Annotated in this window: 26 protein-coding genes and 1 pseudogene; 5 read left to right on the top strand and 22 right to left on the bottom strand. The window is 49.5% G+C overall.

Annotated features, from left to right (window positions below; genetic code table 11):
- Positions 1 to 3 precede the first annotated feature (3 nt).
- Complete coding sequence (locus tag KNL20_RS09515) at positions 4 to 2010, top strand: recombinase family protein (protein ID WP_230397531.1); 2007 nt, start codon at positions 4 to 6, stop codon at positions 2008 to 2010.
- A 53-nt stretch (positions 2011 to 2063) separates the two neighbouring features.
- On the opposite strand, the pseudogene KNL20_RS09510 reads toward KNL20_RS09515, so the two are convergent.
- Positions 2064 to 2885, bottom strand: a pseudogene (locus KNL20_RS09510) (ISNCY family transposase); the annotation flags it as partial.
- 322 nt (positions 2886 to 3207) lie between these two features.
- Between KNL20_RS09510 and KNL20_RS09505 the strand changes: the two are divergent.
- The 4 genes from KNL20_RS09505 to KNL20_RS09490 all read left to right on the top strand — a co-directional run bounded on the left by KNL20_RS09505 (position 3208) and on the right by KNL20_RS09490 (position 6688).
- On the top strand, positions 3208 to 3438 hold the full coding sequence (locus KNL20_RS09505; protein ID WP_230397529.1) for a hypothetical protein: 231 nt from the start codon (positions 3208 to 3210) through the stop codon (positions 3436 to 3438).
- A 108-nt stretch (positions 3439 to 3546) separates the two neighbouring features.
- Complete coding sequence (rlmD, locus tag KNL20_RS09500; protein ID WP_230397528.1) at positions 3547 to 4941, top strand: 23S rRNA (uracil(1939)-C(5))-methyltransferase RlmD; 1395 nt, start codon at positions 3547 to 3549, stop codon at positions 4939 to 4941.
- Positions 4942 to 5210: 269 nt separating this feature from the next.
- Positions 5211 to 5693: a Csac_0668 family 2Fe-2S cluster-binding (seleno)protein gene (locus KNL20_RS09495; protein WP_092639158.1), complete on the top strand. Its 483-nt coding sequence runs from the start codon at positions 5211 to 5213 to the stop codon at positions 5691 to 5693.
- A 32-nt stretch (positions 5694 to 5725) separates the two neighbouring features.
- Complete coding sequence (locus KNL20_RS09490; protein WP_092639156.1) at positions 5726 to 6688, top strand: hypothetical protein; 963 nt, start codon at positions 5726 to 5728, stop codon at positions 6686 to 6688.
- Between the two features lie 57 nt (positions 6689 to 6745).
- Here KNL20_RS09490 and KNL20_RS09485 read toward each other — a convergent pair whose 3' ends face one another.
- The 21 genes from KNL20_RS09485 to KNL20_RS09385 form a co-directional block, all read right to left on the bottom strand.
- A complete protein-coding gene (locus KNL20_RS09485; RefSeq protein ID WP_092639154.1) occupies positions 6746 to 8314 on the bottom strand; it encodes a recombinase family protein in 1569 nt (522 codons plus the stop codon).
- Positions 8301 to 8732 carry a serine integrase family protein gene (locus KNL20_RS09480; protein ID WP_092639152.1) on the bottom strand — a complete coding sequence of 144 codons (432 nt, stop codon included), beginning with the start codon at positions 8730 to 8732 and terminating at the stop codon, positions 8301 to 8303. The genes KNL20_RS09485 and KNL20_RS09480 overlap by 14 nt, the downstream gene beginning before the upstream one ends.
- Positions 8733 to 10295 carry a recombinase family protein gene (locus KNL20_RS09475; protein ID WP_230397527.1) on the bottom strand — a complete coding sequence of 521 codons (1563 nt, stop codon included), beginning with the start codon at positions 10293 to 10295 and terminating at the stop codon, positions 8733 to 8735.
- Positions 10296 to 10345: 50 nt separating this feature from the next.
- Entirely contained in the window at positions 10346 to 10567 is a 222-nt protein-coding gene (locus KNL20_RS09470) for an SHOCT domain-containing protein (protein WP_230397526.1), read from the bottom strand.
- A gap of 139 nt (positions 10568 to 10706) precedes the next feature.
- On the bottom strand, positions 10707 to 11426 hold the full coding sequence (locus KNL20_RS09465) for an N-acetylmuramoyl-L-alanine amidase (protein WP_230397525.1): 720 nt from the start codon (positions 11424 to 11426) through the stop codon (positions 10707 to 10709).
- A 22-nt stretch (positions 11427 to 11448) separates the two neighbouring features.
- Positions 11449 to 12837 (bottom strand): hypothetical protein, encoded by a 1389-nt coding sequence (locus KNL20_RS09460; RefSeq protein ID WP_230397524.1) that lies wholly within the window; start codon positions 12835 to 12837, stop codon positions 11449 to 11451.
- On the bottom strand, positions 12834 to 13262 hold the full coding sequence (locus KNL20_RS09455; RefSeq protein WP_230397523.1) for a phage holin family protein: 429 nt from the start codon (positions 13260 to 13262) through the stop codon (positions 12834 to 12836). The genes KNL20_RS09460 and KNL20_RS09455 overlap by 4 nt, the downstream gene beginning before the upstream one ends.
- 73 nt (positions 13263 to 13335) lie before the next feature.
- Positions 13336 to 15690, bottom strand: coding sequence for a hypothetical protein (locus KNL20_RS09450; RefSeq protein ID WP_230397522.1), 2355 nt, complete (start codon positions 15688 to 15690; stop codon positions 13336 to 13338).
- 14 nt (positions 15691 to 15704) lie between these two features.
- On the bottom strand, positions 15705 to 16208 hold the full coding sequence (locus tag KNL20_RS09445) for a hypothetical protein (protein WP_230397521.1): 504 nt from the start codon (positions 16206 to 16208) through the stop codon (positions 15705 to 15707).
- An 18-nt stretch (positions 16209 to 16226) separates the two neighbouring features.
- Positions 16227 to 18143: a siphovirus ReqiPepy6 Gp37-like family protein gene (locus tag KNL20_RS09440; protein ID WP_230397520.1), complete on the bottom strand. Its 1917-nt coding sequence runs from the start codon at positions 18141 to 18143 to the stop codon at positions 16227 to 16229.
- A 2-nt stretch (positions 18144 to 18145) separates the two neighbouring features.
- Complete coding sequence (locus tag KNL20_RS09435) at positions 18146 to 18997, bottom strand: phage tail family protein (RefSeq protein WP_230397519.1); 852 nt, start codon at positions 18995 to 18997, stop codon at positions 18146 to 18148.
- 13 nt (positions 18998 to 19010) lie between these two features.
- Positions 19011 to 21434 (bottom strand): phage tail protein, encoded by a 2424-nt coding sequence (locus tag KNL20_RS09430; protein ID WP_230397518.1) that lies wholly within the window; start codon positions 21432 to 21434, stop codon positions 19011 to 19013.
- 14 nt (positions 21435 to 21448) lie between these two features.
- Positions 21449 to 21589, bottom strand: coding sequence for a hypothetical protein (locus KNL20_RS09425; RefSeq protein ID WP_230397517.1), 141 nt, complete (start codon positions 21587 to 21589; stop codon positions 21449 to 21451).
- A gap of 65 nt (positions 21590 to 21654) precedes the next feature.
- The gene (locus KNL20_RS09420) at positions 21655 to 22065 is read right to left on the bottom strand and encodes a hypothetical protein (protein ID WP_230397516.1); all 411 of its coding nucleotides are present in this window, start codon (positions 22063 to 22065) and stop codon (positions 21655 to 21657) included.
- Positions 22066 to 22077: 12 nt separating this feature from the next.
- Entirely contained in the window at positions 22078 to 22668 is a 591-nt protein-coding gene (locus KNL20_RS09415) for a major tail protein (RefSeq protein WP_230397515.1), read from the bottom strand.
- Between the two features lie 3 nt (positions 22669 to 22671).
- Positions 22672 to 23010 (bottom strand): hypothetical protein, encoded by a 339-nt coding sequence (locus KNL20_RS09410; protein ID WP_230397514.1) that lies wholly within the window; start codon positions 23008 to 23010, stop codon positions 22672 to 22674.
- Positions 23007 to 23438 (bottom strand): HK97-gp10 family putative phage morphogenesis protein, encoded by a 432-nt coding sequence (locus KNL20_RS09405; RefSeq protein ID WP_230397513.1) that lies wholly within the window; start codon positions 23436 to 23438, stop codon positions 23007 to 23009. Before KNL20_RS09405 ends, KNL20_RS09410 begins: the two co-directional genes overlap by 4 nt.
- The gene (locus KNL20_RS09400; protein WP_230397512.1) at positions 23438 to 23773 is read right to left on the bottom strand and encodes a head-tail adaptor protein; all 336 of its coding nucleotides are present in this window, start codon (positions 23771 to 23773) and stop codon (positions 23438 to 23440) included. Before KNL20_RS09400 ends, KNL20_RS09405 begins: the two co-directional genes overlap by 1 nt.
- 2 nt (positions 23774 to 23775) lie before the next feature.
- Positions 23776 to 24093 carry a head-tail connector protein gene (locus tag KNL20_RS09395; RefSeq protein WP_230397511.1) on the bottom strand — a complete coding sequence of 106 codons (318 nt, stop codon included), beginning with the start codon at positions 24091 to 24093 and terminating at the stop codon, positions 23776 to 23778.
- A gap of 16 nt (positions 24094 to 24109) precedes the next feature.
- Complete coding sequence (locus KNL20_RS09390) at positions 24110 to 24331, bottom strand: head fiber protein (protein WP_230397510.1); 222 nt, start codon at positions 24329 to 24331, stop codon at positions 24110 to 24112.
- A 13-nt stretch (positions 24332 to 24344) separates the two neighbouring features.
- Positions 24345 to 25526: a phage major capsid protein gene (locus KNL20_RS09385; protein WP_230397509.1), complete on the bottom strand. Its 1182-nt coding sequence runs from the start codon at positions 25524 to 25526 to the stop codon at positions 24345 to 24347.
- Between the last annotated feature and the right edge of the window lie 3 nt (positions 25527 to 25529).

The raw sequence follows: 25529 nt of genomic DNA, 5'->3' as shown, positions 1-25529 counted from the left end.
GAAATGAAAGGGATTAATCAGAAAATCGAGGGACGGCATCTGTCCAAAACTGCATATCTGTACATCAGACAATCAACGCTGCGGCAGGTACAGGAGAATACGGAAAGCACGATCCGCCAGTATGCACTCCGTGAAAAGCTTACATCACTTGGATGGGACCAGTCACTGATCGAGGTTGTTGACTGTGATCTTGGCCATTCAGCAAAAACAGCAGAAAACCGCGATGGTTTCCAGAAACTTGTCGCAGACGTGGCAAATGGGATGGCCGGTGCCGTAGCCTGCATTGAAGCGTCCAGGCTGTCCCGCAGTTCCAGCGACTGGAGCCGGCTGATAGAGTATTGTGCGATGACAGATACTCTTCTGATCGATGCGGATGGTGTATATGACCCGAATGACTTCAATGACCGTCTGCTGCTCGGGCTGAAGGGCACGATGAGCGAAGCAGAGCTTCACTTTCTGCAGGAGCGGATGAGAGGTGGGCTGCTTAACAAAGCAAAACGCGGCGAACTGAGGAAACCCCTGCCAATTGGATATCTGTATGATGAATGTGGGCGCATCATCAAAGATGATGACATACAGATACGCGAGGCTATAGAGCTGTTCTTCCGAACGTTTTGTATTGTCGGGACCGCACATGGAATGGTAGACTACTATAAGAAAAAAGGTTATAAATTCCCACATCGGATACACAAGGGTTTCCGAAAGGGAGAGGTCGTCTGGATGAACCTTGCAAACAGCAGGGTGTTGGATACGCTCCATAACCCCACCTATGCGGGCGTGTACCACTACGGGGAGAACCAGACGGTATGGACCAAAGACGGAAAGAAGAGCCGTCCTGCAAAAAGGGAGGACTGGCATGTATTCCTGAAGGACCACCATGACGCTTACATAAGTTATGAGGATTATGAAAGGAATGAGAGGATACTTCAAGAAAACACACAGGCCTGGGCGGTTAAAGATAAGAAAACACCGCCACGTGAAGGGTCCGCCCTCTTACAGGGTATCGTGCTCTGTGGAAAATGCGGAAGCCGTATGAGCATACGTTACAAACAGAAGCAAAAAGGCTTTATAGTAAGGCAGGCTCCCGTTTATATGTGTCAGCGGCGCAGTGTGGAGTCAGGGGAAAAAGTATGCCAGAGCATTGCAGGGGAAAATATCGATGAATTGATATCGGAGATTGTAAAAGCGAAGCTGACACCAGAAGCCATAGAAAAATCGGTTGAAGTACAGAAGGAAGTGAACCGCCGCAAAGGCGAGCAGAGCAGATTTTTCCAGCTGCAGGTAGAAAAAGCACGGTATGAGGCAGACATCGCCAGGCGCCGTTACATGAACGTTGATCCTGACAACAGGCTCGTCTCCCTTGAACTTGAGTCAGCATGGAATCTGAGACTGGCACAATTACTGGATACAGAAAAGCAGTATGAGGATGAATTAAAAAAGAACCAGACGCCGCCAGATAGGGAATTGGAAGCAAAAGTCTCTGGGCTGGCTGAAAACTTCCATAAAATATGGGATAATCCTGAGCTGCCGGCAGAGGATAAGAAACGGATTATACGTTATCTGATTGAGGATGTAACAATTAAAAAAGGTACTGATACAACCATCATACAAATACGCTACCGAGGAGGAACCACCGATACCGTGGAAGTATCGAACGCCCTTCCGTCATATAAACTGTGGACCACAACAGATGAAGTGATTGACTTTCTCCGCAAGGAAGGCAGCGAGTATACCTCTAAGGAATTGGCGGAACAGCTAAACGCCAAAGGTTTAAGGAGCGGTAAAGGCTGCCTGTTTGATTCAAGGATTGTACAGAGGATCATGAAAGACTATGGGATCCAGAATAAAAGGGAAAAGTACCTGTCGCTGGGATATATACCTACAAAAGAAAAAGCAGAACAGCTAGGAATCTCGACGGGATCATTAGTAAAACGCGTTAGAAAAGGGATGTATTGTGGGGAGGTGATTTGGGCTAATGATAAAGACCTGATATTTAAATCGGAAGGATGAAACTTAAAAATGGTGTTTCAATGTACGGAAGGAGTATAGTATGACCACTAATCTTTTGATTGGGGAACACTTGAAGTACGAATGTTAATTCCAAGCTGTTTGCAGGCATATCCAAACTGAGTGAAAGTATCTTTTTCTACATCGGTCTCTGCTTTGCATTTGTATTCAAATACGGTGCGATTATCCGTAAAAAATTGATAAGGGATCCCATAATCAGTAAGTATTTGGCTCAGAACGTTGTAATAACCATTCAGAGTCTCCTGGGTGTCGAACCAGGCACCTACAAGGGTTCCTGTGGAATCATCGACAGCAATGTGCAGATGAGCTTTTGTATCGCCAAACCAGATAAATTCAGAGGCATCCATCTGAATCATTTCACCAAAGAAAGCTGCCCTGGGATGACGTGGATGAGCTTCTTCAAGCTCCAGTATGGAAGACTGTATGGCAATCTGCTGTTTTTTAGTTTTTGCCTTGGATTTCAATGCCTTCAATTCCTTTTTTACTTTCTTTTTTGTAGAGCGATGAGCTTTGGGAGAGAGAATGTATTCTTTTCGAAGGATGGAGGAAATGGTACTGATTGAGACATTGATGTTTTCCACCTCAGAAAGAAGTTCCTGGTAATGAGTAAGGTTAGCTTCAAAGTATTTTGTCTTGTATAGATTAAGGATGAGAAGCTTTGTTTCATCCGGAATGGTAGTAGCAGGCTTGTGAGCATGGTTACCATGAACAAAGAATGCTTTCCCTAATTTTTTATAGCCATTAATAAGCCTGTTGATATGTCTTATAGTACATCCTATTTTTAAGGCTGCTGTCTGTTTGTTACCGTTAGTATCAACAAGCTTTTTGATGATTTGGTATTTTTCATTTTCTGTCAATGTAAGGATTACCTTTCTGATAATGTACACCTCATTTCTTTAGTCTGAGGTATTAGTATACTACATTTTCTCTTTGGGACATAATCATTTGTGGTATGCTAAGACATTATCATAAATGAATCATAATAGTGAGAAAGATAAATAATTATAGTAGTAATTTTTTTTGACCTATGATATAATCTAATGGAAATATATGTTTAAAATACTTCTGTGATGGAGGCTGTTTTTCTGAAAATATGAATTCACCAAGAATAGCTTACCTCTAATGTGGTATACTAAATGAAAAGCAGAAATTATTTCGGCAGAAAGGTTGGTGTCTTGCATGAATAAGTTGGATGAAGTCCTTGAATTACTGAAAAGAAAAGAAAAGGAAGATGAAAAGTCAAAGAATCCCCTTTTATGGGTCCTGGCTATTGTCGGCGCAGTTGCAACCGTAGCCGGAATTGCTTACGCAGTATATCGGTTTTTTTCTCCGGATTATCTGGAAGATTTCGAAGATGATTTTGATGACGATTTTGATGATTATTTCGAAGATGAAGAGGATAGTGAATAATATTTTAGCGAAGATAAGGCTTCGGTGCTATGGTGCCGGAGCTTTATTTTCGTTCCATTGTGCAGAAGCGTAAATATAAATTGACAGAGGAGTTAGAACTGAGCATTTATGAAAAAGGGTGAAGTTTACGAAGGATATATTGAGAAGGTTGATTTTCCAAACAAGGGGCGGATCAGAATCGATGGAGAAACCGTAATTGTAAAAAATGGAATTCCCGGCCAGAAGGTCCGGTTTGTGATAAATAAAAAGAGAAAGAATAAAGCGGAAGGACGTTTACTGGAAGTTCTGGAAAAATCGGAGTTAGAGAAGAGAGAGCCTGTCTGCAGCATATTCCCGGCATGTGGTGGATGTATGTATCAGACAATACTCTATGAAGATCAGCTCAAGATGAAGGAAGCACAGGTGAAAGAGCTTTTGGATGATGCACTTGCAGCAGCGGGGCAGGTGGACGAACAGGGAAACCCTGACTATATCTTCGAAGGGATACAGGGAAGTCCCCAAGAATTTGAATATCGAAATAAAATGGAATTTTCTTTTGGGGACGAGTATAAAGGAGGACCATTGTCTTTGGGACTCCATAAAAAAGGAAGTACCTATGATGTTTTAACAGCAAAAGACTGTAAGATCGTCCATCCGGATATGACTGAAATTCTGAAAACGGTATTGCAGTATTTTACGGAACTGAAAGCGCCTTATTATCATAAAATTTCCCACGAAGGATATTTGCGGCATCTGCTTTTAAGGAGAGCCGAAACAACAGGTGAAATACTGGTAAATCTGGTTACGACAAGCCAACAGAAATATGAACTGGAGTCCCTTCTTCAACAGATATTGGCACTGCCATTAGAAGGAAAAATTGTAGGAATTCTGCACATTGTCAATGATTCCTTTGCCGATGTGGTCAAGAGTGATGAGACCAGAGTATTATATGGCCAGGATTACTTTTATGAGACAATCCTCGGATTACGCTTTAAAATTTCTCCATTCTCATTTTTTCAGACAAATTCGCTGGGGGCAGAAGTGTTATACTCGGCAGCAAGAGCCTATATCGGTGATACGAAAGATATGACTGTATTTGATCTATACAGTGGAACCGGGACAATTGCACAGATCCTGGCATCGGTGGCAAAGGAAGTAATCGGTGTAGAAATCGTAGAGGAAGCAGTAGAAGCAGCCCGTGAAAACGCATGGATGAATGGATTGGATAACTGCAGGTTTATGGCTGGAGACGTATTGAAAGTATTGGATAAAATTACGGATAAACCGGATTTTATTGTATTGGATCCACCAAGGGATGGAATACACCCGAAAGCATTGCCAAAGATCATCGAGTATGGTGTCGAACAGATGGTTTATATTTCGTGCAAACCAACAAGCCTGGCCAGAGACCTGGGAGTACTGATGGAGAATGGGTACAGGGTGGAGAAGGCATGTTGTGTTGATATGTTTTGTTCGACGGTGCACGTTGAGACAGTTGTATTGATAACAAGGGTTGATAAGTAAGTGCATAAAAAGTTCAGTAGCACTGGGCTTTTCGGAGTTTGGGTGTAAAAATCCGACGTGCTAAAATCGCAAATTTATCGCTTCGAGGAAACAAGTCAAAGCGGGCATTTTCGAGTGCGAGAGAGCGATTTAGATGTCGGTGTTAGACGAGTGGTCGATTTAGATAACATGGGTTCGTGAGTGGTCGGTTTAGATGTTTTTTGAAAATGTCAAGGTTGTGTGGTCAGATTAGATACGCAAATCAATCTCAGTAAACGGAGGTTTTGGATATGAATTTAAATAATGACTGCTGTTGTGGATGCAACACAAAAGTGACAGATATGGCCAAGGCAAATAAGTGCCCCGTCTGCAATAGTGAGGGAATATCTGTAGGCAAGGTAACCGTTGAACATCTGGTGGCAGAAAGCCATCGCAAAGATATAGCAGGAGATTGCTACAAGATCTGCATGAATGAAGATTGCGAAGTGGTTTACTATAACTTGGACAATGGAACGACATTCTTAAAAGACCAGGTCAGTGTTCCCATTTGGTTCAAAAAAGATGCAAATCCTAAGTATGCATGCTATTGCAGTAAAGTAACTGAAGAACAGATAATAGAAGCAGTTGTAAAGCATGGAGCAAAAACGGTTAAGGAAGTGAACGCCATTACCGGAGCGATGAAAAACTCCAATTGCAAAGAGAATAATCCGCTTGGCGTTTGCTGCCATAAAATTATTCAGGAAGCTATTGATAAAGGACTGGCCATGGAATAACTTGAGTTTGGTGAAAAGTAGGTGATTGCAGTATGGAATATCAAAAGCTCTTGGAGCGCAGCGAAGGCTGGCTTAAATACGCGATTCATCATAATTTATGCAACGACTCAGAGGACGCTCTCGTTGAGCTCAGAAACGCTGCGCTGGCGGATAGCCGTATCAAAAAGTACCTTGAGGACGTTTCGGCATTTCACGGTACGCTGGTAACAAACCATAAAAACCCCGAGCTGCCGATACACAAGCTGCTGTTTCTGCTGGATATCGGATTCGGCATGGAAGTTCCCGAAATAAAAGCGGCCGTCGATGAAATTCTTAAGCACCGGGACGAGCACGGCATCTATCAGTCTATGACCAATGTCCCGAAGCATTTCGGCGGTACGGGCGAGGATGTGTTCAGCTGGTGCCTGTGCGACGCCCCGCAGCTTTTGCTCGCTCTGCTAAAGGCGGGTATGGATTATCGTGAATATATCAAGCCCGGCGTTGACTATTTGGTATCTCTATGTAGGGATAACGGCTTCCCCTGCGCTGTTTCCCCAGAACTGGGCAAATTCAGAGGACCCGGTAAAAAGGACGATTGCTGCCCGTATGCGACACTGATTATGGCCGATCTGCTGTCGCATATACCGGAGTATAAAGATTCACAGATTGCGGTTTCCTCCGCGAAAACGCTGCTGAGCCTGTGGGAAAACAGCCTTGGTCAGCATCCTTATATGTTCTATATGGGTACCGACTTCCGCAAGCTGAAGGCACCGTCATGCTGGTATGATATTGTCAGCGTAGCCGGAGTGCTGAGCAAATATGAGTTTGTACGGATTGACCCGCGCTTCCTTGAGATGGTTGCGCATATAAAAAGTAAACAAGATAAAGAAGGCTTTTTTACGCCTGAATCGGTGTATTTGAAATTAAAGGACTGGGATTTTGGCCAGAAGAAAGTGCCGTCTCCTTATTTGACATACATTTGCTACCGAATTTTCGAGCGTTTGGAACTAAGATAATAATAAAGCGAGGCACCCTACGTTATAATTCCGTAGAGTGCTTCGTTCGTTTTTAGTTTATTCATCCACATCCACCGTAACACCCGACTTAAATTCCACAGTGAATTTATCCTCGTAGACGGTGACTTTTTCAATCAGTCGCCGGACAAGCGGCTCGTCGTATTCCGTAATGGCGGTGGGCTGTTTTCGCAGGAAGTCGCCCATATCGGTGATGCGTTTTTTCAGTTCATCCCGGCCGACGTTATCGAGCTGCACTTTCTGCTTTTCCTCGCGCAGGCGGTAAATCTCGTCAGCGACATCTTCGTAATCTGCCTTGGAACTGGCCAGCTTCAAAAGCTCGGTTTGAAGTTCTTCAAGCCGCTTGTCAATAGCGTCCAGCGTCTGGTCGTTTTCATGGATTATGACCGTCTCGATATTGTTCTGAAGGGTGACGAGGAAGTTGTCCTTGTCGCACAAAGTTTGGTTGATAGCGGTAACCAGCACTTGCTCAATCTGGCTTTCCGGCACCGTTCGAGCATCGCAGAACAGACCGGTGTTTTCCAAGCGGCTGACGCACCGCCAGACGACGGACTTCTTGCCACGGTTGTTCCAGTGAACCCGTCTGAACACCTCACCGCAGTTACCGCAGATAATCATCTGAGCGAAGCAGTGATTGCTGCTGAAGGTTCTGTTTTTTCCATTCGGGCTGGTGTGGACGATTCGGCGGCGGATAAGCTCCTCCTGCACCTGCATGAAAATTTCACGCGGGATGATGGCTTCATGGCTGTTTTCAACATAGTATTGTGGAACAAGGCCGTTATTTTTAACCCGCTTTTTCGTAAGGAAGTCAACGGTATAGGTTTTCTGCAGTAGAGCATCACCGATGTATTTTTCATTGCGCAAAATCTGGTTCACGTTGCTGGTATGCCATTTTTCCTTACCGGCTCCGTTCAGAATACCGTCCGCTTCCAGACCGCGAGCGATTTTAAGCATACTGGCACCTTCAAGGTATTCCCGGTAAATGCGTTTCACAATTTCAGCTTCTTCCGGCACTATTACAAGATGCTTATTCTCATCCTTTGTATAACCGAGGAACCGAGCACAATTTATCTGGATTTCGCCCTGCTGGTATCGGTATTGCAGGCCCAGCTTAACGTTCTGACTTAAGGATTGGCTTTCCTGCTGGGCAAGCGACGCCATGATGGTAAGCATGACCTCGCCCTTGGAATCCATAGAGTTGATATTTTCTTTTTCAAAGAAAACAGGAATGTTCTTGTCCTTGAGCTGACGGATGTATTTCAAGCAGTCCAGCGTATTTCGGGCAAACCGGCTGATGGACTTCGTGATGACCATGTCGATATTGCCGGCCATGCACTCGTCAATCATGCGGTTGAATTCCTCACGCTTTTTTGTATTGGTGCCGGAAATACCATCGTCCGCATAGATGCCAGCCAATTCCCAGTCCGGGTGGCCGTTAATATAAGCGGTGTAGTGTTCAATCTGCGCGTCATAACTGGTCGCCTGCTCGTCGCTATCGGTGGAAACACGGCAGTAGGCCGCCACTCGGAGCTTAGGCTTTTCTTCGTTCTTGCTCTTTCGGGTATGCTTTCTTGCCGGAATCACGGTTACGTTCTTACTGACCTCCATCTACATTCACCTCCGTTTCTATCAGACTGTAGGCGTATTCCGCCTGCTGGAATGGGTCGTCAAACTGTTCTGTGCCTTCGCTGATGCGAAAGGAGGTGGGATAGACGACCTCTTTTTTTACTTTTGGTTCTCGGACTCGGCCTAGTTTTTCTGCCCGTCTGATACGTTCTGATTCAGCAGCCGCAAATGTGTCCGAGTCGATAAGCGCCGGATAATATTCGTCACCAAGATAGCGCTTATTCTGGAGCATCCTGCTGATGCCTGCATGAAAGGCATTAATATCAGCTTTCTTTGCTGCTGTTGCCAATGAATCGCCGGTCAGATAGGACTGAAACAGGTTTTTTACCTGCTCGGCGGCTTGTTCATCAATCACGGCTTTTCCGTTTATAATCCGGTAGCCATAGGGTGTGTGGCTCATTTATCTCACCAGCCTTTCTTTCAGCGTAATGCCGCATTTTAATTCAAACCCGATTTCTGTTCGGGAATACACAAGAATTCGCTCCACAAAGCGGGTAAACAGTTCGCCGTCAAAGCCCTTCAGCATCGTCGCCTTTGTGGCGTATTGCAATAGTTCACTGACCTCATGGAGGTTTATATTGTCGCTGTTTATGAAGCGGGCTATAGATTCCTTCTGGCGCTGTATGCGCTCGGCTTCTTGAAGAAGTTCATTGTTCCCCTTATTGTAAACGGCAGGCTCAAGGTAGCCACGGGTCTGTAGTGTAACCAGCACCTTTCGCTGTTCCGCGTTTTCTTCGAGCTTTTTATCGAGGGCGTGTAGCTTTGCCACACTGTCTTCGGAGTTGATACAGCGAAGGCCCATTAACAAGGGCCTTAAAACGGTTTGATGACCGAACATGAGCTTGTTCATCATAGTAACAAACGCATATTCAAAATGAGACTCCGGGATGTATTTCATGGAACATTTCTTGGCGTCCGCTATATGATTGGTACAGCACCATGCGATATTATGCCTGCCGGTGGAGTGGATGCGACGTTTGAATTTGCCACCGCACTGACCGCAGATGATTTTGCCTGAAAACGGATATCGGTTTTGGTACTTATCCTGATATTTTTCAACGCCTTTTTCTTTGCCGTGCTGGTCGATGATAGCCTGCGCGGCATTGAAATCCTCATGGCTGATAATCGCATCATGATGATTTTTAATCAGAAACTGGTCCTTTTCGCCGTAATTGTAATGTCGGTTGAAGTGCGTATCGGTATAGGTCTTTTGAAAAACGGCATCGCCGGTGTATTTTTCATTACCGACCATCCCGCGAATAGTTGTCGCCGTCCAATGGCCGCCTTTCTTGGATGGCACATCGCGGCGGTTCAGCTCATTTGCAATTTTGCCGGTACCATTGCCGAAAAGAATTTCGGAAAAGATAAAACGGACTATTTCCGCCTGTGATTCATTTATGACCAGCTTTCCATCAGCAGTATCGTAGCCGTAGGGCGGATAGGAAATCTTAAAGGTCCCGTTTTGAAACCTACGCTTTACCGACCATTTGCTGTTTTCTGCAATAGAGACCGACTCACTTTCGGCCAGTCCACTCAGGATTGACAGCATGAGTTCACTTTCCATTGACCCGGTGTTGATATTTTCCTTCTCGAAGTAAATGAAAATACCGAGGTCAAGCAGTTTCCTCACCAGTTCCAGACAGTCGGTTGTATTCCTTGCAAATCGGCTAATGGACTTTGTTACGATGAAGTCAATTTTCTTGTTCTCGCAGTCGGCAATCATGCGAAGCAGCTCCGGCCGCTTTTCCTTTTTCGTACCGGTGATGCCCTCGTCATAATAAAGCCCGGCAAAATCCCAGTCAGGATTTGATTTGATGTAGGATTCATAGTGCTTTATCTGTGTGTCGAGACTGACCAGCTGATCGTCACTTTCGGTGGACACACGGCAGTAAGCCGCAACCCGCAGTTTGGGACGCTCTGTAAAATCAGACGTATTTTCAGTGATTTTCGTTACCTTTTTCAACTTTTCACCTCCTTGTCAGTGTGACATATTACCTCTGAAGTTCAGTAATATCAACGGTTTTCGGGCATAATCTGTGCCAGAGCCGGTGAGAAAGATTTGCGGTTTAATGAGGTTATCTTGTTGAATTCCGACAAGGAAATAAGTCCGTTTTGAAGTATGAAAGAGAGTATCCGCTGTGCTCTTACATAATCTACTTCGCTCTGCAATTGCTCTTGCGGAACAGGTTTCTTTTCATAATTGATTTCTGGTATTACGCCAGTAATATTGGCCATGTGTTTTTCCTCCAGTCTAAGAACCTCTGTCCTCACAACTCACTGGAAGATTTCAGGCTGTTTGGACGAAAAAAGAGCAAAAAAATAATGCCTACCAGAGAGATAATCTCCAGTAGGCATTACTACGATGTGTATATGGTTACTCGCTATACTTGACAAAGGCGTCAGTGAAGCCAGCTGCCTTGACCTTGCTGAGCATAGCATCGGCGTTTGCCTTAACGGAATATGCACCGATCTGCACACGGTAATATCTCTTCGGCGTGTCAGATTCAGCGGTCGTTTCCGCTACCGCCAACCCGACCTTGACCGCAGTGCGGAAGGTATCCATGGTCTTGCCAAACTTCGGAAACCAGTGCATGACATCGCCGTGATTACTGGCGATCCCCAGCTTCGCACCCTCCGAGTGACAGATAATGTCCTTATCCGTCAGCCCATACTGCTTGCAGAGATATACGCAAAGCTCTACGGCTTCCTTGTAAACGGCAGAAAAATACGAGGCATCGGTCAGACCGTCCTCGCAGATTTCAAAGCCGATATGCGTATCATTACCGGAGCCTTTTGCACCGCTGCCGCAGTGCCAACCGCGCATATTCCACGGCAAGGTCTGGTACGTTGCGATGGAGCCGTCGACAAGCTGGCCGATAAAACCGTGGACGCAGACCTGACGGCCGTCCGGCGTATTCTGGTTCCAGTGGTTGCCGTACTGATTTTTTCCAAGTAGTCCGTCATCCGGACTGACATAGCGTTTCAAATTGGGATTGTTCGCCCCGGTGGAATGCACCATGATACCCTTCGGCGTAATGGTTTTGCCTGCCCTGTAGCAGGCATTGTTCGTCAAAATGAGTTTATGCAGATTCATAAAAAGCACCTCACAGTTTAAATTAAATGTAAGCCGCAAGCGCGGCCGGGTACAGATGGTAGGTAAACTTCAGATCGCAGTAAGCGGTCGCCGATGTGCCGTTGCTCCCAATGCGGGCGTATAGCCCGTAGCCGGCAGGTACTCTGCTTTGCCGCATAGCAATCTGAGCGTGCTGGGCCTCTGTGGAGCTATCCGCGCCAAGTGGTGTACTTCTCGAGATGCGGGTAAAGGTCTGCTCGTCGTTTGAGATATAGAAGTCCAGCTCTTTTTCGGTGGTATCCGATTGGCGGCATATAGTGACTAAGTGGCAGTCGTAGGGTACCGGCATAAGCGGATCGTCCTGACCGCCGATTACAATGCTGCCGATGGGTAGAATGGTATGCATAGGCCCTCTGATGCTGCTTGTGCCGCCCGAGCCGAGGACATTGCCCGACAAAACATACCGCAGGTGCGGCATCCGAATGAAAGCGTTGATGGTTGATGCGGCGGTGGAGGTCAGTGTCAACGCCGTGTTGGCATCCTCTGCTTTTTCCAGCAGAAACAGGCTTTCTCCGGGAGCAACGGAAATGTCCCCAATGGAAAATCTCTGCTTTGTCCAGTATCCCGTACAAGTGGGGTGCGGATTTGTTCCGCTGCCATATGCGATGTTTTCCGCATCCTGAACGCCTCGTATGGCTTCGGCGAGCTTTTTGACGGTATCACTGAGATTGCTCTGAACCAGTACCTGCACGGTATTTGCCGCCGGACTGCCCAAAACTGTAACAAATGTATAGGTCAAGCTGTCCATCACCATATTGCTCCCCGCCGAAATTCCGGTGAAGGTGATGGACGCTCTGCGGCTTGCCATGTCCGGTGCCGAGGCTGTCTCCACCGGGTGCAGATGATTGAGGATAATCCCGGTGCGGGTATACAGCGTGTCACGCATGCTTTCCATCTGGTCATGCGTGGTACCGAGCAGAGTATAGTTATCATTTAACAGGTTGTACGTAAGATTGAGCAGAGCGTAGGTGTCATTCACATCAATTGCGGCGAGAGCTGTCAGCACCTGATTCAGCCATTCCTGTGCGGGCGGCTCCGGCGGTTCGACAATCCCGTCCGCAAGAGCCTCCTCCACGATGGTGAGTACTCGCGCGCTTTTCCCGACAACGTCCTCATGGGTAACCCTTATTTCCAGCTGTCCCACGCCGACAATTTCGGTTTCCGTTGAACCGGGCGACCAGGTCAGCACGCCGTCCGCATAGCTTGTAACTACGGGATAAGCGACGCCGTCCGGCCGTTTGTAAATGGCGGTCAACGTCTCACCGGGATATTCGTCACCAAGCAGGCTGGAGACATCAAACTCCAGATTACGAAAATGGTTTTCGCCCTGTCGACCGATGAATACTGTCGCGGCTTTTGTTAAATCAATCATCCTCCGTCACCCGGCCTTGACGAATCGTCGCTCCGCCCGTGAAGCTGCTCCAGTGCTGCCTTGAGTTTTTCGGGAATAGGCAACCCCAGATGCGTTGCGTTTTCCAGCATGGACACGCCTTCGTTGGAGCAGTAGAAAAAGATGACGGCGGTACGCAGAACCTCGCCGTTGCCGATGAGATAGATGTCCATAATGTGCGCGACGCCCACCATTACAAAAATCAGTACCTTCTTGCAGATGCCCTTAAAACCGACCTCGCTGGACAGCTTTTTATCTGCTATGGCGCACATGACACCGGTGATGTAGTCCACAACTACGAACACAAGCAGCGCATATAAAAAGCCGTCAAAGCCGCCGAAAAACCAGCCGAAGAATCCGCCGGCCGCTGCCACCAATACTTGAATCCAGTTCCATACTTCTTTCATTGAAAGTCCTCCTTTTTGTTTTGCATATGAAAAATGCGCCCCGCATCCGCAAAGGCGCATCATCCATACTGTGTTAAAGTGTCAAAATCAAATTCTGAATCTGCTGCATCACATCCGCTTTTGGACGCCCTGCTCCGATGGGCAGCCAAGTTACGGCTGGGATATCAAACGCAGATGAGGAATCGAAACCGTTGACCGCCGTGATGACAGGTTCGATGGCTTTTCGAAGTTCCGTGATGTGGAACGGCCAGTTTTTGACCGTGGTCTTTCCAGCGGAAAGGTCCTCACTCCAAGCTGCGGCAGGCAGGCCGTAATAGCTTCGTACCATGTTTACAGCGGTTCGTAGCGTCTGGACATGAGCCGCTTTCACATGGGTTTCGTTTGCGGTAATTGTCTCGAATGGCGTCGTCAGTACTGTAAAATTGCGGACAACCTCCGGACTTGCCGACTCAATATCGCTGTCAAGGCAGCGAATGGTAATGGAATGACTTCCCGCCGCCAGTGTTTCCGCCTGATACACTGTTTTAACGCCGTTCTCAAGGTATCCGTTCGTGGAAAATCGCTCAGGATTATCCACACTGTTAATCCAAGCGCCTGTATCGATTTTTACTTCCACCATCTGCGACTGACCGTCCGGTTCGACGCCCGTTGTAATCATAAAACGCGGTGTAGTATTGTAGCTGGAACCCCCGGATGGCGGGCATACGATTACTGGAGCAGACGGAGGACTGTTTTTCTTTACTGTCCCGCTGATTACATAAGCGGAAACCGCGTCTAAGGTATCGGTTACGCTGATACGGTAGCGGGTATATGTTCCGGCTATCTGGGAAGCATTTGCCATATACGTTCCAGAGGTGGAACTTGAAACAACAATTGTAAGAGCCTCATATGCCGACCAGTTCGTTCCATCCGTGGAGGTTGACCGCTGGATGACGTACTGTTTGATGGCGCTGGTTCCAGGAGCTGCTCCGCTCCACGCAAGCGTTACGACGACGCCTTCATAAATCGCGGGTGCGGCTGTAAAAGATGTCGGCGGCGTTGGCAGCGTATTTCTGCGAACAGTATTGCTGGACACCGTCCAGTCCGAATAAAAACTTACACCGGCAGCACCGCGCGTCCGTATCCGAAACCGGCGATAATTGCCCCTCGTGGCCGGTGGGCTGACACTCAAGCTACCATTTGTCGCCGAGGTGCTCACCGTGGTCAGAGCCGTCCAATCGCCCCAGCTGCTGTTGTCGGGTGAGTCGCTGTACTGTATCTCATAAGACGTGATGGCATTGCCCGCGCCATTAGCTGCGCCACTCCACGAGAGAGTGACGTTTCCTTCAGCTAATGCCGCGCTTACTGAGCAGACGGTCGGCGCTCCGCAAGCTGTTACGTCGCAGTAGATGCTGTTACTGATTTTTTCGACCGAATAGACATCAAAGGTGTCGATTGTCCAGATACCAAACTGCGTATAGGTCCCCGGTGTGCTTGATACAACCGGGTTGTAGCTGCCACCGCTGGCGGACAGTATCAGAATGGTCAGCACATTCCATGCACTCCAGGTACTGTTGTCCAATGATGTGCGGCTGGCGATCTGGTAGCCCTTTACCGGGCTGGTGCCGCCGGAGGCTCCGCTCCAAGTCAGCGTTATCGTCTCATTGCTGTATTCAGCGGGAGAAGCAACGGCTGACGCAGCGGGACTCGGTGCCGTATTCCTGCGGACGGAGTTCGTGGATACTTTCCAGCCGGAGTAATAACTTGCTCCTGCCGTACCACGCGTCCGCACCTGGAATCTGCGGTAATTCCCGCGCGTCGAAGGCGGATCAACTGATACACTGCCGCTTGTAGCTGTGGTATTCACCGTTGTCAGTGCAGTCCAGGCTCCCCATGTGAGATTGTCAGTGGAATCACTGTACTGGATTTCATAACTGGAAATTGTATTGTTTATGCCGCTGGAAGCTCCGCTCCAGGAAAGAGTCACGGTTCCTTCCGCAAGTATTGGGCTAACCGAGCAGGAGGTCGGTGCACCGCAAGCCGTGGTCAGAAGAGCCGAACTTAACACGGTGTAGCTTGAGTTATCGATTACGCCGGAAGATAGAGGAAGCCGTCCGTCCGACACTACCTGAAAGCGCACGCCCTGCGCGGTGTTTCCCGTAGTGGAAGCACATGTGACCGAAACATATCTGAGCCTCGGCGTGGTTCCGTCCCAGTCGTCGCCATCTGCCGCCTTGATGCGCACTTGTGCAGATGAACCGTTTACCGTCATGGTACAGAGCAGGGCGTAGCCGCTGTGGATGTAGGAGCCAGAGGAACCCAGCGCGGCGGAAATGGTGAAGTTATAGGTCATCTGGCTATTGTTCGGCCGGCTCTTAGAATAGGTAATGGTGTAATAGACGGTTGGGCTTGAACCTGCTTGCAACGTTACACCGTAAATATCCGCCATCGTCGTTCACCTCCTCATTCATAGACTGCTGTCACAAGAGAATTGACCAGCCCGCAAAGGCTGGTATTCAGCCGGGTGTCGGTGATGTTATTTGTGGCTATTGATGTTGCGGCGGCCGGTATCAGCACATCGGCGATGCCAAGTTCATAGACGTCGCTGGTTCTTGTCAGCGCTGGAGCTGACGGCGTCGCGGCGGGAGTACCGTCAACAACGGCAAGCTGAATATTCCGGCTGACCTGGCTTAAACGAACCACAATCCGGTCAATTCGGGGGTTGCTACCGTTTGCCGTAGTGAGCGGAAGGTTTAGGTCGTCTGTATTTTCATACCGGTATCCGTTAATCCAAGCGCTGCCTGCCGCCACGCTCACCGCCAGCCCGTTTCCGGGCGTTGCCTGCAGGTTCGTCGCAGATGCGTAAAATACACCGTTCGACACAAGGTTTCCGAAATATGCCGCGAAATCCGTCGCGTCATAGACTCTGTCTCCATCCGATGAGTTAAAAAATCCGCTTTTCTCCATGCGCTGTTTCCTCCTTGCTTAGCTTGTTTTTGTATATTCAATTATCACGTAGCCCGTATATGCGGTTCGGTCATTTCCGGGTTCGACGATAATATTGGTGGTATCCGCGTAGAGACCAATCTGGGAAGCAAAGTTGTTGTATCGTGCAAGCGGTAACGGCAGGAACACCGTCCCGTTTGTAGCGAAGCCTGATAAGCTGACAACCGTGCTGAGATTGGATATACCGTGCGCTACGCTTCCCGGCACCGCATTCGGAAGATAGCCGAGATTGATTTCTTTTCGGTAAATGGTCTTACCATCTATCCATAGGCGTCCGGTGTTTTGTTCTGTTGCGGAGTAATCGGTCAGCGCAGACGCAATTTTAACAGCGGTAATGGTGCGGTCCGCGATCTTTACTCCGGTGACCGCTCCGGTTGCAATCCGCGTTGTAGTGATAGGCTCATTGTTGATATTCAGCCAGTTCGCCTCGCCGGATGGATTGTTGTAAACGAAAATGGAAATCACATAAAACGTCATGGTATTGCGGGATATGAAGAAGCCCATTGCCCGTTGGTATCCGCTTCCTGTATTGTCACCATTGTGCTTTACCAGAAAGACATGACCGTCATCACTTGGCTGGTCGCTGAATTTGTTGCCGCTCCACGAGGTGAAATACAACGAATCTCCAGGTTCCATATGATGCAGGGCATATTGTCCAACCGATATCGTGCCTGCACCCACGGTTATTTCAAGCGCGGGCAGCTTTCCATATAAGTTGTTCACGGTGGCTGTAAAGGTTTCTCCCTGAATTTCCGGGTCCACCTCCGACAGATTTCCCAGCGTTTCCTCTACAGCGTCAAGAGCCTCCGTTACTTCGGCTATCCCGGTTGGAGCCGACAGTGCTGTTTTGACCTCGCTCATGTCGGAACGGATCTTCTGCGCTATTGTTAACTCGGCCTTGCCAAATACAACGCTGATACTCAGACCGTCCGCGTCGTAAGTTTCTTCAATTTCGGCGATGCGCGTCGTCATGGATACGCCCCACGCCTTGGAAATGACTTTAACGGTCTGTCCAAGGTCAAAATCTGTCTTGTAGGTCAAGTTGCCGTGAGGGTTCACCGACGTGTCGAACGAATAACGGATTCCCTGTTCGCTCAGCTTGCTCTGTCCCCGGAAGATCAGCGCGTCGGTATAACCTGTGCCAAAATCTGCCGCCTGCAGGTCCTTGGCATCCACGAAAATTTCTCGCCGGGTCTCTCCGGAGCCGCTTGTAATAGCGACAAATGTACGGCTTTCGCCTTCACCCTCGCCGCCGATGAGAGCGGTGTTGGCGTAATCCGCCGCACTCTCTGTATAGCTCTGTTCCGTTAGATTTTCATATTCCTTGGAGAACACTGCCTGGGAGTCGGTGCCTTTATACAGTGTTACGGTAAAAAGGTGCGTTGCCGGAGTGAACACGGTCTTAATGCCAATTTCTGAAGCACCGCACAGTTCCGTTACCACATCCATCAGGCCCCGGTATGATATCTGGGTGTTGACGGGTACGCTCAGGTTCGGGGACGAGAAGACTATACCGTCGATTTGCCGCGCCGTATCAGTAGGACTGATGAGATTATTATTTAAAAGCTGCTCCACACAGGCGGAAAGATCACCTGACAGTACCTCCGTTTGCCAGACAATACGCCGGGAAAGAAAAGAGGTTGCAAAACGACCGCTTGCCGTGATGATTTCCTGTTCTGCCTGAACCATTTCCAGGTGTTCAATGATTCCGACTTCCTCATCGTCGTTCTTCCAGATAAAGTTACCTTCTTGCAGGAGCGTGGTATTTTCCGGTGTCGCTATGGCCCGCAGTTCGAAGGAACCGCACTGGGAATAACGCCTCGTCCAGCGCAGATATTCAAAGGATTCCACAATGCCTGTAAGCTCCCGGTCTGAATTATAGATATATAGTTCCATCCTTACACCCCCAGAAACTGTGGCCGATAATAAATGCTGACCTCCAGTAGTTCCATATTGACTGAAGCGTCATAACGCAAAGTATTCACCCCGGCGGCAAGCTGGAAAAACGCCGACCCGGTATCCAATAGAGAGAATGCGTTTGTTACTGTCGAGCCGTCAACGCTGACCACGCGCTTTCCGGCAAAATGCGTGTATACCCGGAGTTCATCCCCGATGCTCATTGTCGTGAGGAGCCGGATATATTCCCCTGTGTCCATATTCAGCAGTTCCGGATTTGTCACCGTACCCAGCGCCCGGAACACAATTTCACAGCCGCATGAAACATCGCCAATGTTATCTACCGTGATAATCTGACTGGGCTGACGCATTCCGAATTCCATGCCGCTTTCCGGTATATCCAGTTCGAATTCGAACATTGGTATCCATGATGCCAGTTCCTCGCGAACCTCATTCTGCGTCTCGAAGAACGGAGATGGGCAGAGTAAACTGACAAAAAATCCGGGTATCCGCTGCCGGGTGGAAACTGTAAAGCCCGCTTCCTCAACGACACAGGCAATTTGCCGCTCCCGGTACAGGAGCGTCCCGTTCACCTTGGGGCTGAATATTTGAAGAAAGGTGTGCCTTCGTGCGTAGGCTTCATCAGGTGTGTCCGCGATGACTGTGCCTTCCAGCGTGATATTGCGCATATCCAGTGTTGAGGAGATGTAAAAAGCGCCGTCCTGATCCGGTGCCTTGAACGTGTTAACGGTCTGACGAATGTCGCCAGCACCGTCTATTTTTTTAAGAAAATACGGGCGGCCTTGTTTGAGCGTGATGCTTTTGCCATTTGCATTGATATAGGTTAGTTCCATAACCGTCCCTCCTTTAATACTCCAGTGCCAGCTTGCGCGATAGGTTCTTGAATTCTCTTGCCAGTTCCTTTTCGGACAGTGCTTTCGGCGTCACTACGGAGATGTTCTGCGTAATGTTCGTGCCGGGAACAGATCCGCTTTGCCCGGACATGTCGCCGGTACTGAAATCGAAGCGTGTGGGGATGGCGTTCTGCATATCCCGTGAAACGGCGGACATGGCGTCCTCGAAGCCCACACCGATGCCTTCACCCATGTTCTTACCAAGCCCGGCAAAAAGAGTGGAGGGAGAGTGGATGCCGAAGAAGTCCTTGATACGGTTTACAATCCCACCGAAAAAGCTGCTGATTTTGTTCCACAGCCATGCGCCCGCGTCCGAGATGCCCTGCCACAACCCTTTGATGAGGTTGCCGCCAACCTGAGCCATCTGCCCAATATAGCTGGCGAACGCTTTAACCAATCCCGTGATAATCTGCGGAACCGCCTTGACCACCTCGACGATGATTTTCGGCAGGTTCGCAATCAAAGCAACAAGCAGCTGAACGCCCGCAAGGATAATCTTATCGATGTTCCCGACGATGGCGTTCACCAAACTGCCGACAATCTGCGGGATAGCCTTGACCACCGTTGTAATGATAAGGGGTAGGTTTTTAATCAGCGATATGAGGAGTCGCACCCCCGCATCGATAATGAGTGGGATAGATTGAATGACTGCCGTAATAATCCCGTCGATGATTTGCGGTATGGCTTCCACAATTGCCTCGATAATTACAGGCAGCGCCTCAACCAGAGAGGTCAGCAGCTGAATGCCCGCGTCGATAATCTGTGGTATCGCCGCGATGATAAAGGAAACGATGGCAGTAATAATCGAAGGCAGGGCGGCGATTAACTGCGGAATCGCATCTAGCAGACCCTGGGCAAGCCCAAGAATGAGCTGCAGTGCCGCATCCAGAATCATGGGAAGGTTATCCGCCAAGCCTTGAACGATAGTTGAGACCGCGCTTACTGCCGCTGGGATAAGTTTTGGCAAAGCTGAGCCGATGCCGCCGACAAGAGCCGTTACCAATTGAACCGCCGCGTCGACGAGAAGTGGAAGACTGTCAATCAGCGCTCCGACTATTGTCATCACAGCGTCTACGGCTGCGGGGATGAGTTCGGGCAGGAGCGATAAAATCGTGTTCAGTACCTGCGTGAAGATGTTCGTCACCGTTTCAAGCAGCAAAGGAAGAAGGTCACCGACCGCCTGCAAAATTGCTCCCGTTGCTTGCGGGAGTGCCGCAACGATGTTTTCAAGTACCGGCACGACATTCTTTACTACAGCTTGGAACGCGTCCACAAGGTTCTGCGTCAGATTCGTCATATCAGCATCTGCGTTGCCAAGTCCCGCCGTAAACGAAGATAGGGCTGCCTGCAGCAATCCGATAGAGCCGCTGATGGTTTGCGTGGATTCCCTTGCAAAGTTGCCGGCGTACTGCTCCGTGTTCTCGAAGAACATCTGCATGGCGACTTCGGCTTTTTCGGCATTGCTCGCGCTATTCCATACGAAATCCAGACCCTTCGAGGCGGCGTACGCCTGAATGCTGGTCGCGTTCATTGCAACGCCCAAATTGTCCATCATGGTAAAGTTGCCCTTCGCCGCACCGGTGACGGCTTCCATGGCGGTGGACATATCGATGCCCATGACTGATGCCATATCTGCAGCACGTTGCATGGCCTTTTCAGTCAGCTCCAGACTTTTTTGCTGTGCGATGCCGGAACCCTGAAACAGAGCACCCATTTTGTTGGCCGTAGCTAGATATTCCGACTGGGATACACCGAGATTTTTATACGCTTCCTCGCCTGTTTTTTGAATTGATGCGGCATATGCGCCGAAGACCGCTTCCGAGCCTCCGAGATTCTGTTCCAGCTCGCCGAACTGCTGCACGACTTCTTTGCCCAGCTTGATTGCCGCCGCGCCTGCCGCAACAGCCACCGCACCTATCGTTACGCCGATGCCTTTGAGGACACCTCCCAGCTTTTCAAACCTCGGACCGGATTTCTCCGCTTCGTCAGCGGTGTCCTTCAGTTCGTCGCCAAGATTGTCGGTAGCTTCCGTCGACTGTGCAAGCTCGCGCTCCATGCCGTTAAGCTCCGCCTGTGCCTTGTTCAGCTGAATCTGCCAGTTTTGGGTGCGGCGGTCATTTTCACCGAAGGATTCAGAGGCGTTCTGCAGGGCGGCACGCAAGGTTTCAATCTTGCTTTTCTGCGCGTCGATTTCCTTATTTAGGACTTCATTGCGTGAGGTGAGCGCCTGTACGGATTTGTCGTTTTTATCAAACTGGCTGGTGACCAGCTGCATTTCAGAACCGAGTACCTTGAAGCTCTGGTTGATATCCGAAAGCGCCTTTTTAAACTCGCGCTCGCCCTCAACGCCGATTTTTAAGCCGAAATTGTCCGCCATTTCTGCTCACCTCCTTAGATTCCGGGCGGAATGATATCGTCGATCGTCCGTGTTTTCTTCGGCTTTTCCATGCCGAGAAACTGTTTGTGGCAGGCCCACAGGTCCAGAAACAAGCCGATGGGCATGAGCCAGAATTCCTCCGAGCCCATACCCATCTGCACCGTTCCGTAATAAAGAAGTCGAGTAAAGGTTTCCGCGTCAGTTTGCTGACACAGTCCGTCTACTCGACTTGCGCGTTTTTTAAGGAGGTTTCGTCCTCACTTTCCACGTTGCGCTTGGTGCCTTTGAACATTGCCTCTGTAATCGCATTTTTGTAGGCCGCCAAATCAAGCGGTGAGGTGAGAAGCTCTACCTCTTCCTCTGTCAGGAGCTCCTGCGGGGCATCCTTGTTTTTGAGGTTATGAATTAAAACAGACTGGTTAGCGAGCAGGGTTAAAAGCCACACGATCTCATCCAGCGCCATTTCAAAATTTTCTGATTTCATAAGCTTCTCGCCAAGGTTCTCCAACCCGCCGTACCGTCCTGCAATCGCCTTGGTTGCGCGGGTGGTCAGTACCAGTTCATATTCCTTGCCGCCAATATTGATAGCGGCGCTTCTTTCAGCGGTATTTGTAAAAATGACGTTATCCATTCAGAATCCTCCTTACGGCTCCGGTGTATAGACCGGTTCATAAACCTCGGTGAACCAACCGGTGATTGTAGCGGAAGCAACTCCGGCGTCGCCTTCGGTAACCTCCGCTTTCCACGGATGTTTGCCAAAAGCATCCAGCTTATTGCGGCGCATGACCGTCCCTTCGATAGTCGGCGTGGAGAAAGTGATGGAGTCTGCCTTGGTCTGCAGATTGGTCGCTGGCAGGCCGAATTTTACGCGGTAAAGCCAGAAATAACGGTAGGTACCGTTTGCTTTCTTTGCGCGGAAGCCTACCGCGACAGGCGTTCCCACATTTTCACTGGCGGAGATCAGTACGCCGTTATCGTCTGTGGATGCGCCGGTCAGATCCGCCGCTGCCGTGGGGCCGATGTCGTCAACGCCGAGGGTGAGCGTACCGCTGTTGAAGTCTTTCACCACTTCGGCGGCACCGTCGTCAGCGTATAATATTGCCTCCACCAGTTCCACCGAGAGTTCGGCGGTGATGGCTTTGGCAAGCACCAAAGGCGTAGAGTAGGTTTCTTCGCCGTTGGAATCCTCGGTTATTTTTGAATAATACAGTTTATCAAGACCGATTGTCGCCATAATTTATTCCTCCGTTTCGTATGATTTTTCCACATCAATGGCGTAGTGGTGGTAGCCGGTATCGTCCTCATGGCCGATATACCGGCGGTCGGTAATCGTAAATTCTGCTCCCAGAAGCAGCGCTGTTATCTGCCTTTTCCTCTGGAGGTAGTTGCCTTTGGAAAACAGCGAAATCCGCACTTCGGAGATATCGAAGAGCGGTGTGTTATTTCCAAACAGGGCAAATTCGTCCGTCATGGGTGTGAATACAAGGTATTCGTCGGGAGGAACGCCGGAAAAAACGCCCGTTTCCACAGGGAGAACAGGCGAAAGCAATGTGTTCAATTCTGTTAAAATGCTCATATTCCGTCGACCTCCTCCTGAAGCTTTGACTTCATGGTTTCAATGCAGGCGCTTTTGCTCTGAGTCCTTGCGGGCTTTAAAAAAGGCTTGGGCGGCTGGCCGGATTTGCCGTATTCGAGAATGTTGGCAATTTTGGCGTTGGAGTTCCCATCAGAGCGCGGCTCGGCAAAACCAATTTTAACATCCCAGTTACCGTTCCGGTTCTGCTTGGCTGGAGAAAGCCCGAGGGAGCGTTCCAGTTCGCCGGTGGAGCGGCTTTTTTCCTTTGTGCCGCTGCCGACTGCACTTGACAGATTCGACTTCACTTTGGTCAGAACAACCTCGCCACCAGCTTCCAACACTTTGGGGATTATTACGTCTGTTTGGTCAGCTAGCCGGGAAACCTTCAAAAGAAATTCCTCCGGCATCTTAATTTGGACTTTTGCCATTACCTCACCGTCCCTTCCTGCTTTTCTGCGAGCACTTCGACATACATCCCACGCCCGCGAACATCCTCCGCGCTGACAATTCGATATTGCTCATTACCGCAGACGATAAACAGAGAAGTAGTAATCTCTGTACCAGGAATCTTCCGAAAACGGAAGAGGGCCGTCGCTTCGCTGAACACCGCCATATTCGCCCATCGCTCGTTTCCGTGGCGGTCCTCTTTGTATGCGCGGATAGAAGCAACAACATGGTCTCCGTTGGTAACAAAGCCGTCCGCGTCCTTCACCGGGGTGGTGGAGATGATGTCAATCTGGGTGTTCATCTTGCCAAAGGACATAATCACACCTTCCAATCCCGGTCAAGCCGAAGAAGCATATTGACCGTATCCCACACCTGCTGCCCCGCCTGTACACTATCGCCAAAAAAGCCGGCCGTGCTGCCGTCCCGACTTTCATAAAAGAAGGACGACAGCATAATCACGGCCTGCTCTGTGGTGGACGGCATGGACGTTTCCTCATAATAGCCCTTGGAAACATGCTGGTAGCTTTCGGCATAGGAGACGGCGGCGGCAATATATCTCAGCAGCAGGCCGTCGTCCTCGTCGTGTGAAAGAATGAGGTGCGTTTTGACTTTGGGGAGAAGGTTATCAGCTTTCATGCCGTCCGCCTCCTTGTCATTCTTCGTCCGCCACCATCAAACCCGCCGCTTTCAGCTTGGCAAGCAGGGCATTGAAATCTGTAACCAGACCGGCGGCATCGGTGGCAGTGCTGTCCGCCTGATTTTCCGCAGCAGGAAGCCCCGTTACAGAGGCTCCCTCCAGAATTTCGAGTGTCCCGCCAATGACGGTTTTCTCACCGCCCTGTTCGGTGTAGTTTTTTGCGTTATATTCGCTCATGAATTAACCCTCCTTAAGCGTGCTGCTTGAGCAGCTTGATGCCCTCGGGCAGTACGGTCTTGCCGTCCACACGCTGGAAAGCGTAGAAACCGGTCTGCAGGTTGGCGATATGCAGTTCGTCCGCACGGCGCACGGTTCTGCCACTGCGGTCGGCAATCCAGTAGTTCTGGAAGTCGCCGAAAGCAACGGTATATGCACCTGCCGCAATGGTTGGAGCATACTGGGAGACATACACCGGGAAACCGAGAAGACGGTCAGGCTGACCTGCCTGCAGAGACGGCTGCCACATATATGCGCCGTTGCCGTCCTTCAGTTTGCGGATGCCTGCGAGAGTGGCGCTGCTCAAAACAAACACGGCATTTTTCTTATAGCCATCCTTGAGGGAATAGGTTAGGTCGATGATTTCATCAGCCTTAATATCCGCCGCAGTTGCGGTGGTTACGCCGACGTCGCCGCCACTCGCGGTGAAGATGCCCGTGGGCTGACCGCTGCCGTTACCGACGCAGAATGCCTGCTCTTCCTTCGCCGCAAAAGCGCGGGCGAAGTTGTCGATGAGGTAGGCTTCGAGATCAAACATGGAATCCTGAAGCAGTTCCTCTGAAACCAGCGCCGCCGCACGGAGCGTATAAGCGTCAAGGGAGAGTTGATTGAAGGTAGGAGTGCTGGGCGTAAACGTACCGCTTTCCGCTACCCAGTCGGCGGACACATCGGTGAGTGCTACGTTAATTCTGTGCGGTGCGGCGGTGGTGATAACCTTTGCCAGAGAACGAATTACATTCTCACGGGCAAGCGCCTGCACAAGGGTGCTGTCAAATTCAACCGGAACGATATAGCCGCCGGTAGAAGGAGTGCCTTCCTCCATAACATTGTGAATCGGCCGCTTACCGCGCACGAGGTTCAAGAAGTCCTCGCGGTATTCGGCGGTCGCTCTGGGGCTGACGGGCTTTCCGTTCTGTGCGTTGGGTTTTACCGTAATGGGCGAGCTGGTCGGCTGAGCCATAGCGGCGTCTCTTGCCACGCGGTCTTCCTCAATGGCAATCTGATGCGCCATTGCGTCCACATCCGCGAGCATCTTGTCATAGGTCGCATTGTCTTCGGGAGAGAGGACGCCATCCTTGGCGCGAGTATCGAGGAACGCCTTTGCCGCGTCCCATGCCTTTGCGCGTTTTTCACGCATTTCGAGTACCTTTTTCATAAT

This window comes from Novisyntrophococcus fermenticellae (assembly GCF_018866245.1).
GTDB classification, from domain to species: domain Bacteria; phylum Bacillota; class Clostridia; order Lachnospirales; family Lachnospiraceae; genus Novisyntrophococcus; species Novisyntrophococcus fermenticellae.
The sequence above is the reverse complement of the archived record's forward strand: the minus strand, read 5'-3'. Positions and strand labels throughout refer to the sequence as shown.

Excerpts from the sequence above, each read along its gene's own strand:
- KNL20_RS09465 (WP_230397525.1), bottom strand. The coding sequence starts at position 11,426 with ATGAATCTGCATAAACTCATTTTGACGAACAATGCCTGCTACAGGGCA.
- KNL20_RS09415 (WP_230397515.1), bottom strand. The coding sequence starts at position 22,668 with ATGGCGACAATCGGTCTTGATAAACTGTATTATTCAAAAATAACCGAG.
- rlmD (WP_230397528.1), top strand. The coding sequence starts at position 3,547 with ATGAAAAAGGGTGAAGTTTACGAAGGATATATTGAGAAGGTTGATTTT.
- KNL20_RS09450 (WP_230397522.1), bottom strand. The coding sequence starts at position 15,690 with ATGGCGGATATTTACGGTGTAACGTTGCAAGCAGGTTCAAGCCCAACC.
- KNL20_RS09420 (WP_230397516.1), bottom strand. The coding sequence starts at position 22,065 with ATGGATAACGTCATTTTTACAAATACCGCTGAAAGAAGCGCCGCTATC.
- KNL20_RS09440 (WP_230397520.1), bottom strand. The coding sequence starts at position 18,143 with ATGGAACTATATATCTATAATTCAGACCGGGAGCTTACAGGCATTGTG.
- KNL20_RS09470 (WP_230397526.1), bottom strand. The coding sequence starts at position 10,567 with ATGGCCAATATTACTGGCGTAATACCAGAAATCAATTATGAAAAGAAA.
- KNL20_RS09505 (WP_230397529.1), top strand. The coding sequence starts at position 3,208 with ATGAATAAGTTGGATGAAGTCCTTGAATTACTGAAAAGAAAAGAAAAG.
- KNL20_RS09400 (WP_230397512.1), bottom strand. The coding sequence starts at position 23,773 with ATGTCCTTTGGCAAGATGAACACCCAGATTGACATCATCTCCACCACC.
- KNL20_RS09430 (WP_230397518.1), bottom strand. The coding sequence starts at position 21,434 with ATGGCGGACAATTTCGGCTTAAAAATCGGCGTTGAGGGCGAGCGCGAG.
- KNL20_RS09425 (WP_230397517.1), bottom strand. The coding sequence starts at position 21,589 with ATGGGTATGGGCTCGGAGGAATTCTGGCTCATGCCCATCGGCTTGTTT.
- KNL20_RS09455 (WP_230397523.1), bottom strand. The coding sequence starts at position 13,262 with ATGAAAGAAGTATGGAACTGGATTCAAGTATTGGTGGCAGCGGCCGGC.
- KNL20_RS09495 (WP_092639158.1), top strand. The coding sequence starts at position 5,211 with ATGAATTTAAATAATGACTGCTGTTGTGGATGCAACACAAAAGTGACA.
- KNL20_RS09485 (WP_092639154.1), bottom strand. The coding sequence starts at position 8,314 with ATGGAGGTCAGTAAGAACGTAACCGTGATTCCGGCAAGAAAGCATACC.
- KNL20_RS09435 (WP_230397519.1), bottom strand. The coding sequence starts at position 18,997 with ATGGAACTAACCTATATCAATGCAAATGGCAAAAGCATCACGCTCAAA.
- KNL20_RS09445 (WP_230397521.1), bottom strand. The coding sequence starts at position 16,208 with ATGGAGAAAAGCGGATTTTTTAACTCATCGGATGGAGACAGAGTCTAT.
- KNL20_RS09490 (WP_092639156.1), top strand. The coding sequence starts at position 5,726 with ATGGAATATCAAAAGCTCTTGGAGCGCAGCGAAGGCTGGCTTAAATAC.
- KNL20_RS09405 (WP_230397513.1), bottom strand. The coding sequence starts at position 23,438 with ATGGCAAAAGTCCAAATTAAGATGCCGGAGGAATTTCTTTTGAAGGTT.
- KNL20_RS09515 (WP_230397531.1), top strand. The coding sequence starts at position 4 with ATGAAAGGGATTAATCAGAAAATCGAGGGACGGCATCTGTCCAAAACT.
- KNL20_RS09395 (WP_230397511.1), bottom strand. The coding sequence starts at position 24,093 with ATGAAAGCTGATAACCTTCTCCCCAAAGTCAAAACGCACCTCATTCTT.
- KNL20_RS09390 (WP_230397510.1), bottom strand. The coding sequence starts at position 24,331 with ATGAGCGAATATAACGCAAAAAACTACACCGAACAGGGCGGTGAGAAA.
- KNL20_RS09480 (WP_092639152.1), bottom strand. The coding sequence starts at position 8,732 with ATGAGCCACACACCCTATGGCTACCGGATTATAAACGGAAAAGCCGTG.
- KNL20_RS09385 (WP_230397509.1), bottom strand. The coding sequence starts at position 25,526 with ATGAAAAAGGTACTCGAAATGCGTGAAAAACGCGCAAAGGCATGGGAC.
- KNL20_RS09460 (WP_230397524.1), bottom strand. The coding sequence starts at position 12,837 with ATGATTGATTTAACAAAAGCCGCGACAGTATTCATCGGTCGACAGGGC.
- KNL20_RS09410 (WP_230397514.1), bottom strand. The coding sequence starts at position 23,010 with ATGAGCATTTTAACAGAATTGAACACATTGCTTTCGCCTGTTCTCCCT.